Consider the following 10192-nt stretch of genomic DNA (forward strand, 5'->3'; position numbering starts at 1 on the left):
GAGATCCACACGCCGATGTGGGTCGTCAGCGACGCCGCCCGCGAGGCGATCGACCTGATCGAGCGCGCGGTCGAGAAGCGCCAGGTACTGACCATCGACTATTGCGACGAGGCCGGCCGCGGCACCGCGCGTGACATCAGGCCACTCGGCCTGTGGTTCTGGGGCAAGGTGTGGACGCTGGTCGCCTGGTGCGAGATGCGCGACGATTTCCGCGCCTTCCGCATCGACCGCATCGCCTCGGTGGTCATCGCCGGCCGCATCTTCAAGCCGGAGCGCGGCAAGCAGCTTGCCGACTTCTACCGGGCGGTGGAACGCAGCGAGGATTACGGCATGGCGCCGGACCGTGCGGCGCGAAGCTGAGAAAAAGTATCCCAATAAAAAAGCCCGCGCGACGCGGGCTTTTTTATTGATCTGTCGCAAACCCTATTCGTCGTCGGCGTCCTCGTTCTTGGACTTCAGCGCCGAGAGCTTGGCGAACACGGCATTGGCGTCAAGCTCGGCATCCTCGTCCTTCGGCTTTTCGGGAGCCGGCACCAGCCGCTCGGTCAGAGCCGCCGGCAGCAGCGTGTCGCCGACCGGCGGCGCCTGTTCGCGGCCGCGCGAGGCGCGGTTGACTTCCATGTCGAGGTCGATCTGCGAGGCGAGCCCCAGCGTCACCGGGTCCATCGGCTGCAGATTGGCCGAGTTCCAGTGCTTGCGCTCGCGGATCTGCTCGATCGTCGACTTGGTGGTGCCGACGAGTCGCGAAATCTGCGCGTCCTTGAGTTCGGGATGGTTGCGCACCAGCCAAAGGATGGCGTTCGGCCGGTCCTGACGCTTCGACAGCGGCGTGTAGCGCGGCCCCTTGCGCTTGGATTCGGGCACCCGCACCTTGGGGTCGGAAAGCTTCAGCCGGTGGTTCGGATCCTTCTCGGCGCGCGCGATCTCGTCGCGGGTCAGCTGGCCGGTCATGATCGGATCCATGCCCTTGATGCCTTGCGCCGACTCACCGTCGGCGATCGCCTTGACCTCGAGCGGATGCAGCCCGCAGAACTGCGCGATCTGCTCGAAGGAGAGCGCAGTGTTGTCGACCAGCCAGACGGCGGTCGCCTTGGGCATCAGCAGCGTATTGGCCATTTTAAAAAATCCTTCTCGTTCGCCCGCGTTCCCGCGCGGGCGGTGGTTTAGAGCCACCAAAATGGGAAATTCGCGGCTTGTATAACCGTTCCCTTGCTGTTTCGCAACGTTTTTGGATGCATCCACCTGAAACCACAACCGAGCGGCTACCGGGATCGCTCCGCGCTCTTGAGAAGCGCGACAAGCTGGCTCTGCTGGCGCGTTCCGGTCTTGGCGAATATGCGTTCGAGAAAGGTTCGCCGACCTTATGGTGATGTTGTCGCTTGCCGCGGCCTCCATCAGGGCTCGCCCCGCGAAAGCGCCGAAGCCAGCGCGCCTCGGCTGGCGCCAGGTCGAACAGTCCGCCGAACGCCGCAGCGGCAGGATATGAGGGATTAGGGTGGCAGCCTGTGAGCGGCAGCCGGAACGCAATGAACCGGACCGGGGATTCGGGTGTTGCCGCGCATGGACAACGGCCCGCTGAAACAGCCATTCGCAAAAAAACAAAACCCGCTGGACGATGTCCAGCGGGCTCGGAACCGGAGACGAGAAACGTCTGCGACAGCTCTACTTGCCGGCATGAGACCGGCCCTGCGGCCGGGTCACGCGCTTGAAATCAGATCGCCTGACGGGCGATCCTTTCGATGTCGGCGCGGTTGATGCCGAGATCGCTGAGCTGACGTGCGTTGAGGCGGTTCAGTTCGCGCACGGTCTCGTTGTACATGCGCCAGTTACGGAAAGCGCGGATCGGGTTCATGATAGTCCTCCAAATGGGGTGTTCGTTTCGATGCTGCACAGATAGTCATCATCGATCAGGACTTGAACGGCCGATTTTGCATAGCAATGATGCAAATGCTGCATTGCAGCATTAAGCTTCTGTTCACTTTGTAAGCAAGGACGAAACGCCGAGAACGCGTCCCGATTCAGGTCAGGCCCGAGTCGAAAACGGCAGGTTCCGAGAACCTTGAGCGGAGCTTACTAAAAGTACCTGAACGCCGGAAGCACGGGAGACTGCCGTTTGCAGGCCGGCTTCACCTGGACATCGATGCGTTCTAGCCGACATCGAGCACGATCTTGCCGATATGATCGCCCTCCTCCATCCGCTCATGCGCCCGCCAGGCATCGGTAAGCGGGAAGATCATGTCCATGACGGGAGCAACCTTGCGGGTGCCGAGCAACGGCCAGACCTGCGCTTCCAGCGCCGCTGCGATCGCCGCCTTGAATTCGACGGTGCGCGGCCTCAGCGTCGACCCCGTATGGGTCAGCCGCTTGACCATGATCTTGGAAAAGTCGGCGGTCGCCATTGCGCCGGCCTGAACGGCGATCTGGACGATACGGCCCTCGACGGCCGCGGCCTCGTAGTTTCGCTGGACATAGTCGCCGCCGACCATGTCGAGGATGACATTGGCGCCCTTGCCGCCTGTCGCCCCTTTCACCGCCGAGACAAAATCCTCCTCGCGGTAGTTGATCGCGCGGTCGGCACCGATCTTCAGGCAGGCGTCGCACTTCTCCTTGCTGCCGGCAGTGGTGATGACATAAGCGCCGAAGGCCGAGGCAAGCTGGATCGCCGTCGTGCCGATGCCGGACGAGCCACCATGGACCAGCAGCGTCTCGCCTTTCTTCAGGCCGCCGCGCTCAAACACATTGTGCCAGACGGTGAAATAGTTTTCCGGCACAGCGGCCGCTTCCGTGTGGGTGAAGCCGGCCGGCAGTGGCAGCACGCTGCCGGAGTGAACCTTGACATATTCGGCGTAGCCGCCGCCGGGGGTAAGGGCGCAGACCCGGTCGCCGATGCGCCAGCGCGATATCTCGTCGCCAAGGGCCGCCACTTCGCCCGACACTTCGAGGCCCGGCAGGTCCGATGCTCCCGGCGGAGGCGGATAGGCGCCCTTGCGCTGCTGCACATCGGGCCGGTTGACGCCGGCGGCATGCACCTTGATCAGGATTTCGCCGGGGCCGGGCTGCGGCACCTCGCGCGTTTCCGGTTTCAACACCCGTGGGCCGCCCGGCTCCGAGATCGCGATGGCCGTCATCTTCGCCGGAATTGTCTGTCCGCTCGCCATGGTATTTCCCGTCTTCCTCGCCGCTTCTCGATCGGCTGTTTGCATCGACGTCCCTGCCCTATGTATGCTCATTGGCAAATCAGGCAAATGGCCAGTCTGGCGTGAGCAAGGGAGGAGCGACGATGGCGATCTTCGACGACGACCCCAGGAAGAAGGCGCGCCCGCACGAGATCGGGCAGGACCTGGCATTGCTTTCCGCCGGCGAACTGTCAGAGCGCATCGGCATCCTGCGCGACGAGATCGCCCGGCTCGAGGCCGAACTCAAGGCAAAGGACAGCACCAAATCAGCCGCTGAGGCGCTGTTCCGCCGCGGATAGGCCGCAGGTCGAAGGTCCGCCGCCGAAAAGCCCGAATGGGACTGTCTTCAGACCTGCCTCCCTCCCAGAGTCCAGCCGGATCAAAAAATGCTCGCAACCTACAGACCGATCCTTTCCCTGCTTCGCGGCACCGCATTCCTGCTGGCGGCATCCGGCCTGCACGGCCTGCTTTTGCCGCTGCGCGGCCAAGTGGAAGGCTTCTCGACCGCCTCGCTCGGCCTGATGGGCACGGCCTGGGCCGGCGGCTTCGTCACCGGCTGTTTCTTCGCACCGCGCCTGGTGCGCCGTGCAGGCCATGTCAGGGCGTTTGGCGCCTTCGCCGCGGCGGGCGCGATCATTGCGCTACTGACTGGCCTCGTCATCAATGAATCTATCTGGATCCTGCTGCGCGCCTTCACCGGCTTCACCATGGCCGGCGCCTTCATGGTCATCGAGAGCTGGCTGAACGAGAAAGCCACCAACGAGAACCGCGGCACCGTCTTCGGCCTCTATATGATGGTCACCTACGCCTCGATCATGGGCGGGCAGATGATCGTCGCCGGCGGCGACGTGAAATCGGCTTCGCTGTTCATGATCACCGGCATCCTGTTCTGCCTGTCGCTGATCCCGACCGCGGTGTCGACGGCATCGTCCCCCAAGCCATTGCAGGACGTCAAGTTGGACGTCAAAAGCCTCTATGCGAATTCGCCCGTGTCGGCGATCGCCTGCCTGCTGATCGGCATCGCCAACGGCGCCTGGGGCACGCTTGGCGCGGTTTATGGCGCCCGCATCGGCATCTCCACCGCCGAGATCGCCTTGATGATGAGCCTGGTGGTGGTTGCCGGCGCCGCCATGCAGCTTCCGGCCGGGCGCCTGTCCGACAAGACCGACCGGCGTTTCGTGCTGGCCGGTGCCGCTTTCGGCGGTGCGCTGGTTGCGGTTCTCATCTTCCTGTTCGAGCCGCGCTCCGCCAGCTTCGTCATCGTGCTGACTGCCGCCTACGGCGCTTTCGCCTATACGCTCTATTCGATCGCCGTGGCGCATGCCAACGACCACGCCAGTGCCGAGGATTTCGTCAAGGTCTCGGGCGGCCTGCTGCTGCTCTATGGTTTCGGCACCATGATCGGCCCCTTGCTGGCGGCGGCGCTGATGGGCTGGATGCGACCGGAGGGCCTGTTCCTGGCCACCGCCTTCGCGCATTTGTCTCTGGCCGGCTATACCCTGCTGCGCATCAGCCGCCGCGCTCCGGTGCCGATCGAGGATCGCGACGCCTTCAAGACGCAACCGGCAGACCGCTCCGTGACCCCGGAAGCATTGCGGCTCGATCCAAGAAGAAAAGCAGAAGCAAGCAGTTGAGATTTGAAAAACTTTGCCTCACAAATGAGGCATGATGTTTTCCGACGCCTTCATGGCGATCGCCGACCCCAATCGGCGCCATCTTCTGGAAGAACTTCGACGCGGTCCGAAGACCGTCAACGAATTGGCGGCTGGGCTACCAGTCTCGCGCCCGGCCGTATCACAGCATCTGAAAGTGTTGCTCGATGCCGGACTGGTCAACGCCAAGGCTGAAGGCACGCGGCGGGTCTATACGGTAAGCAACGCCGGCTTCCTGAAGCTCAACATCTGGCTCGATCAGTTCTGGGAAGCCTGATCCACATCGCCTGATCAGCAACGCACCTCGAAAATCAGGCTTGCCCGTCCAGGAAAGCGCCAAGCGCGTCGAGCAATTCGCCCGTTCCATGCTCGCGCGGGGCTGACGTGTCGTGGCCGTCGAGGAAGACACCCTGCTCCGTCATCACAAGCCGCGTGCCCTCGCCTTCCACCACGAGCTCGATCGTCGCCAGCGACACCGAAACGCGGGTTTCGCCGAACAGCAGCTCATAGCTGTAGACGATGCGCCGGTCTGGCACGATGTCCTGATAGACCGCGTTGAAGAAATGCATCTGCCCATCGCTCGGACAACCGGCATTGACCTCTTTGCCGCCGACGCGGAAGTCCATTTCGTGGCGGCTGGGCGTCGGGTCGTGGGGATCGACAAACCAGCGCCGCTTGGCGTCCGGATCGCTGAACGCCGAGAAGACTTTCGCCGGAGCCACCGGGTAGCTCCGCTCGACGACAAAGGTGGAATGGACAACGGATCGTCCGGTCATGGAGTGGGTCCTCGTTGGTCAACTCGACTGGTTCTGTGGAATGAAGACGCCGCCACGATAGGCAGCGCCGAAATAGACCTCGACGCTGCGCAGCCGGTCGCCGCGAAACGAGTGTCCGGCCAGCACCGGGCGAAATAGGTCGCGCGGCCGATGGCATCGTCACAGGGGCTGGTGAACGTGAAATCGTCCGCCAGTACCGTCTCGGCGACATCACGCGCATTTGCCTGGTAGATGGCAAAATAAAAGCGGATCAATTCCGCTCTGCTTTTGGCGGACATGGCCATTCCTCCTTCAGCTTTCGTCCTTGGTTTGCGCGAGGAAATCGCCGAGCCGATCCAGCCGGCGCTCCCAGGAGAGGCGCCGCTCATTGATCCAGTGCTCTGCCGCTCTCAGCGCCTGGGGCTCGATCTGGCAAGTGCGTACCCGTCCAACCTTCTGCGTGCGCACCAGGCCGCTCGCCTCCAGGAGATTGAGGTGCTGGACGACCGCCGACAGCGACATCGCCAGTGGCTCGGCCAGTTGGCTGACGGAGGCGGGGCCGCGCGACAGCCGGTCGACCATCTGCCGCCGCGCCGGATCGGCGAGCGCCTGGAACATCAGGTCGAGCTGGGCGGGATCATGCAGCATCGCGGTCAGCCGTTGTTGTAGGGGAAGAATTTGAAGTAGGGCTGCGCCTCCTCGATCACCCTGTTGAAGGCGGGACGCTGCAACAGACGGTCATGGTAGCGCTTGACGGCAGGATATCCGTCGCCGAACGGCTCGACCTTGTTGGCATAGAAGAGCGCGGGAGAAGCCGCGCAATCGGCCATTGTAAAGGTGTCGCCCATCGCCCAGGTCTTCGACCGCATCTCCTGTTCGATGATGGCGTAGGAGTTGCGCAATTGGCCGCGCGCCTGCTCGACGCCGAACGGATCGGTCTTGTCCAGCGGCCGCAACCGATCGCCGACGATCTTCTGCATCGGCTCCTGCACATAGAAATCATAGAAGCGGTCGGCCTGGCGGACGGCCAGCGCCAGATCGATGTCGGCCGGAACGAGCTCGACCGGCCCCGGATAGTGCGCGGCCAGATATTCGACGACGATGGTCGATTCCAGCACCGTGCGGTCGCGCGCATCGTCGCGTAGCGCCGGCATCTTGCCGGTTGGCGATATCTTCAGGAAGGCCCCGCGCGATTGCTCGTCGCCGAGATCGACGATGACCGGCTCGAAAGGCGTGGCGTTCTCATAGAGCGCGATCAGCGGCTTCCAGCAGAAAGAGGCCAGCGGATGAAAATGCAGCGTCAGGGACATTCTTTACTCGTCTGTTTGCGGTTCATCGGTGGCCGGCCGGCGCGTTCGCCGGATCAACACTGAAGCATTTACTTAACTATTGCGGCGAACTTCGTCCGTCAAGACCTGCCGCCGCCTCGGTTGGCGTGGACGTGGGCGACGATTGCCGCCGATATCTTCGTCCAGTCGTCCGGATGCAGCTCATGGCCGCCGCCTTCGACACGAAGGAGTTTCGCACCGGCGACCGCCCCTGCCAGCGCCTCGCCATGCTGGATCGGAAAGATCGGATCCGCCGTGCCGTGGATGACCAGCAACGGCGCCCTCATCTCGTGCAGGCGGCCATTCCATCGGTCTGTGCCCTTGAGCAGGAAATGATTGGTGGCGCTCAGGAACCCGCCGGACCTGATATAATCCTGTTCGATGAAAGCGCGCGTCCAGGCCCCGTCGAAGGGATGCGCAACGCTGGCGATCGCCCTGGCATCCCTGACCATGAAGTCGATCACCTGGCGGCGGTCCGACCAGTCGACATCGGCGCCCTCGGCCGAATGCTCGGTATAGGCATCGCTCGGCCGCGGCAGATGCGAGGTGTCCATTCCCATCGGCGAGCTGCTGATCGTGGTCAGCGACGCGACGCGGGAGGGATGCTTGAGCGCCGCAAGCTGCGCGATCATACCGCCCATCGACATGCCGGCGACATGGGCCTCGCCGATGCCGCGGCTGTCGAGCACACCAATCGCATCGTCCGCCATGTCGTCGAATGTGTAGGGCGGCGCGCCCGGCGGATATTTGGTCGAGCGGCCGGTATCGCGATTGTCATAGCGGATCACGTAGAGCCCGGCACCCGCGAGCTTCCGGCAAAAGGCCTCCGGCCACCACAGCATCGAGGCCATTGCGCCCATGATCAGGAGCAGCGCGGGATTTTCACGGTCGCCGAAGGCTTCCGATACGATTTCGGGGCGATCGATCGCAGTCATTTAGATCCTCCCATACTGATTGCATTTTGAAATCAGTTGCACGATAATAAAACTGATACGATAATGCAACTGGTTTTGCGGAGAGAATCGAATGAGCCTCGATCGCCGGTCCGGCTGCCCGATCAACCTGTCGCTGGAAGTGTTCGGCGACCGCTGGAGCCTGATCATCCTTCGCGACATGATTTTCGGCGGCAGGCGCCATTTTCGCGAACTGCTCAACGGATCGATGGAAGGCATCGCCTCCAACATCCTTGCCGACCGCCTGAAGCGACTGATGGAGCTTGGCATGCTGACCAAGGCCGACGACCCCAGCCATAAGCAGAAGGCGATCTACAGCCTGACCGAGATGGCCATCACGCTGGTGCCGATCCTGGCCCATCTCGGCGCCTGGGGCCGGGTCTGGCTGCCGACCAGCGACGAACTCTCGATCCGCGCCGAGCTTCTGGAAAAGGGCGGACCGCCGATGTGGGAGAAATTCATGGACGAACTGCGCCACGAGCATCTCGGCACGCCGCTCGACACGCCGTCCGGCCCTTCTGTCCGCGCGACGCTGCGGGCCGCCTATGAAGCCGTGGTTGCTAGCAAGGCTCTCAGCGCCGGCCCGACCGCGTGACCAACTATTTTCCCCGCTGAGAGGCCGGCTCTGCTACAACTATGGAAAATCACACGTGACGGGATTGGATTGACTCTTGGTTGAGAACTCTAGGGATACTGCCCGCGCGCGCGCCGATCTGCGCTTCAAGAAGCAGGAAGAGGCGGCGACAGTCCGCCAGAAAGCGATGGCGGAATACGCTGCGGAGAGTGACGCGCGCAAGGCCAAGACCGACAAGCTGAGGGCGCTGCGGCTCGCCAAGGAAGCCGAAGATCTTGCCAACACACCGGCAGCGCCCGCAAAGAAGCCTGCGCGCGCCAAGAAAAAGTAACACGCACTTCCCCGGCTGCCTCGCCAATGGCCTTGAGCCAGTGGCCTCGACTGCATTGAGATCACGGCATCGGCGCGATCCGGATAGGGCAGTCCTTCATCCCGCCTTCTCGCAAGAAGCATTTTCAACCCAAACCGGGATTGCTTCGTCCGGCCGGTCGCCGATGATTATCCATTTCAAACAGGAGACTGCCATGACCGCGCTGCCGCTCGAAAAGGCCATTGAGATCATCGACGCCGCCTTCGCCAAGGGCGCCGACCTCAAGCTCAAACCGCTGGGCGTCTCCGTGCTCGATGCAGGAGGACACCTGGTCGCCTTCCAGCGCCAGGACGGCGCCTCGTTCCTGCGCCCGCAAATGTCGGCCGGCAAGGCCTATGGCGCGCTGGCCATCGGCATGGGCTCGCGCCGTGTCGAGGCCTTCGCCAAGGAGCGCCCGCATCTCATCGCTGGCATCTCCGACGTGTCGGGTGGACGCGTGCTGCCGGTGGTCGGCGGCGTCCTGATCCGCGACAAGGCCGGCACCGTCCTTGGCGCCGTCGGCATTTCCGGCGACACATCCGACAATGACGAGGCAGCGGCCATCGCTGGCATCGAGGCCGCCGGCTTCACCGCCGATCCGGGCTGAGCCTCAATTCAAATTGATGTCCCGGCTGGCTGATCGCATCGAAACCGCGAATCCGGCCAGCACATCGAACAGCGCGATGATCGTCAGCGTGAAGAAGATCGAGTGCGCGGCGCCCTTGACCAGCAGGAACTCGACCAGGAAGGCGACGAAGACCAGCGTCGAGAGAAGATGGTCCATGATCGAGGCGGTGGTCGTGCGCGCCGACTTCACCATTTCGAGGAACAGGAAGATCAGCCCGATCAGCACCATCAGGTCGCCGAGCGTCATCGAGAATACCCCGCCCGACATCATGCGGAACGAGAAGACCTCGCTCGCCCACGGATCGTCACCGCCGCCGAATATCCCGAGCAGGCCGAGATTGTAGAGCACGAAAGGCACGATCAAAAGCGGGACGGCACCGAACATCTGGCGTCTCCATATGGGGGCACCTTCTGTAGAATGCGCCACAGGCATGCCGTCAAGATTTTTCGTGCGCGGCCGCAAACACGGTCAAAGACCGGATGCAACAACCATGTCAGCCGGTTGCCCGGCCGACATGGGAGCAGCCGACAGAGACTTCGACACCTGAAATAGCCGGCGCGCACGGCGGCACCGATGACATTGAAGAGATATGGCCCGCGTCGTCGAGGCGATATCGCGTGCCGGCGCGATCTCGACGATGTCCGTGCCGACGAGACGTCCCTTGCCGACCAAACGCAAAAAGACCGGCCAGAGGCCGGTCCAGACTGCTGACGAACCCCGTCGATTTTCGGCGGGGTTTTGTTTTGCGCGTTGATTGAGCTTTGTAAATTGGTGTCA

At 62.9% G+C, this 10192-nt stretch carries 17 protein-coding genes; 8 read left to right on the forward strand and 9 right to left on the reverse strand.

What is annotated here, in order from left to right; all coding sequences use genetic code 11:
- On the forward strand, positions 1-360 hold a 360-nt coding region (locus FJ938_RS28870), incomplete at its 5' end, for a WYL domain-containing protein (protein WP_140699997.1).
- A gap of 63 nt (positions 361-423) precedes the next feature.
- On the opposite strand, the gene FJ938_RS28875 is transcribed toward FJ938_RS28870, so the two are convergent.
- The gene (locus FJ938_RS28875; RefSeq protein ID WP_140699999.1) at positions 424-1116 is read right to left on the reverse strand and encodes a DUF1013 domain-containing protein; all 693 of its coding nucleotides are present in this window, start codon (positions 1114-1116) and stop codon (positions 424-426) included.
- 77 nt (positions 1117-1193) lie between these two features.
- Between FJ938_RS28875 and FJ938_RS29665 the strand changes: the two genes are divergently transcribed.
- Positions 1194-1370, forward strand: coding sequence for a hypothetical protein (locus FJ938_RS29665; protein WP_181169212.1), 177 nt, complete (start codon positions 1194-1196; stop codon positions 1368-1370).
- A 341-nt stretch (positions 1371-1711) separates the two neighbouring features.
- On the opposite strand, the gene FJ938_RS28885 is transcribed toward FJ938_RS29665, so the two are convergent.
- Entirely contained in the window at positions 1712-1852 is a 141-nt protein-coding gene (locus FJ938_RS28885; protein ID WP_064987068.1) for a DUF1127 domain-containing protein, read from the reverse strand.
- Positions 1853-2147: 295 nt separating this feature from the next.
- Entirely contained in the window at positions 2148-3158 is a 1011-nt protein-coding gene (locus FJ938_RS28890) for an NAD(P)H-quinone oxidoreductase (RefSeq protein WP_140700001.1), read from the reverse strand.
- Positions 3159-3280: 122 nt separating this feature from the next.
- Between FJ938_RS28890 and FJ938_RS28895 the strand changes: the two genes are divergently transcribed.
- From FJ938_RS28895 to FJ938_RS28905, 3 genes are all read left to right on the forward strand, one after another.
- On the forward strand, positions 3281-3475 hold the full coding sequence (locus tag FJ938_RS28895) for a DUF1192 domain-containing protein (protein ID WP_140700004.1): 195 nt from the start codon (positions 3281-3283) through the stop codon (positions 3473-3475).
- Between the two features lie 87 nt (positions 3476-3562).
- On the forward strand, positions 3563-4810 hold the full coding sequence (locus FJ938_RS28900) for an MFS transporter (RefSeq protein ID WP_140608145.1): 1248 nt from the start codon (positions 3563-3565) through the stop codon (positions 4808-4810).
- A gap of 31 nt (positions 4811-4841) precedes the next feature.
- Positions 4842-5105 (forward strand): metalloregulator ArsR/SmtB family transcription factor, encoded by a 264-nt coding sequence (locus FJ938_RS28905; protein ID WP_027031521.1) that lies wholly within the window; start codon positions 4842-4844, stop codon positions 5103-5105.
- Between the two features lie 34 nt (positions 5106-5139).
- On the opposite strand, the gene FJ938_RS28910 is transcribed toward FJ938_RS28905, so the two are convergent.
- The 5 genes from FJ938_RS28910 to FJ938_RS28930 form a co-directional block, all read right to left on the reverse strand.
- Complete coding sequence (locus FJ938_RS28910) at positions 5140-5604, reverse strand: SRPBCC family protein (protein WP_140700007.1); 465 nt, start codon at positions 5602-5604, stop codon at positions 5140-5142.
- Positions 5601-5882 carry a hypothetical protein gene (locus FJ938_RS28915; protein ID WP_246673587.1) on the reverse strand — a complete coding sequence of 94 codons (282 nt, stop codon included), beginning with the start codon at positions 5880-5882 and terminating at the stop codon, positions 5601-5603. The genes FJ938_RS28910 and FJ938_RS28915 overlap by 4 nt, the downstream gene beginning before the upstream one ends.
- Before the next feature lie 13 nt (positions 5883-5895).
- Positions 5896-6231: a metalloregulator ArsR/SmtB family transcription factor gene (locus FJ938_RS28920; RefSeq protein ID WP_140700010.1), complete on the reverse strand. Its 336-nt coding sequence runs from the start codon at positions 6229-6231 to the stop codon at positions 5896-5898.
- 5 nt (positions 6232-6236) lie between these two features.
- Positions 6237-6893: a glutathione S-transferase family protein gene (locus FJ938_RS28925; protein WP_140700013.1), complete on the reverse strand. Its 657-nt coding sequence runs from the start codon at positions 6891-6893 to the stop codon at positions 6237-6239.
- A gap of 98 nt (positions 6894-6991) precedes the next feature.
- A complete protein-coding gene (locus tag FJ938_RS28930; RefSeq protein ID WP_140700015.1) occupies positions 6992-7846 on the reverse strand; it encodes an alpha/beta hydrolase in 855 nt (284 codons plus the stop codon).
- Positions 7847-7937: 91 nt separating this feature from the next.
- Here FJ938_RS28930 and FJ938_RS28935 point away from each other — a divergent pair, with 91 nt between their 5' ends.
- The 3 genes from FJ938_RS28935 to FJ938_RS28945 all read left to right on the forward strand — a co-directional run bounded on the left by FJ938_RS28935 (position 7938) and on the right by FJ938_RS28945 (position 9394).
- Positions 7938-8459, forward strand: coding sequence for a helix-turn-helix domain-containing protein (locus FJ938_RS28935; RefSeq protein WP_140700018.1), 522 nt, complete (start codon positions 7938-7940; stop codon positions 8457-8459).
- A gap of 76 nt (positions 8460-8535) precedes the next feature.
- Positions 8536-8769 carry a hypothetical protein gene (locus tag FJ938_RS28940; RefSeq protein ID WP_140700020.1) on the forward strand — a complete coding sequence of 78 codons (234 nt, stop codon included), beginning with the start codon at positions 8536-8538 and terminating at the stop codon, positions 8767-8769.
- A gap of 193 nt (positions 8770-8962) precedes the next feature.
- Positions 8963-9394 carry a heme-binding protein gene (locus tag FJ938_RS28945; protein ID WP_140700023.1) on the forward strand — a complete coding sequence of 144 codons (432 nt, stop codon included), beginning with the start codon at positions 8963-8965 and terminating at the stop codon, positions 9392-9394.
- A gap of 3 nt (positions 9395-9397) precedes the next feature.
- Here FJ938_RS28945 and FJ938_RS28950 read toward each other — a convergent pair whose 3' ends face one another.
- Positions 9398-9799, reverse strand: a complete 402-nt coding sequence (locus tag FJ938_RS28950; RefSeq protein ID WP_140608161.1) for a hypothetical protein — start codon at positions 9797-9799, stop codon at positions 9398-9400.
- Positions 9800-10192 lie beyond the last annotated feature (393 nt).

It is taken from the genome of Mesorhizobium sp. B2-4-14 (assembly GCF_006442155.1).
Taxonomy (GTDB): domain Bacteria; phylum Pseudomonadota; class Alphaproteobacteria; order Rhizobiales; family Rhizobiaceae; genus Mesorhizobium.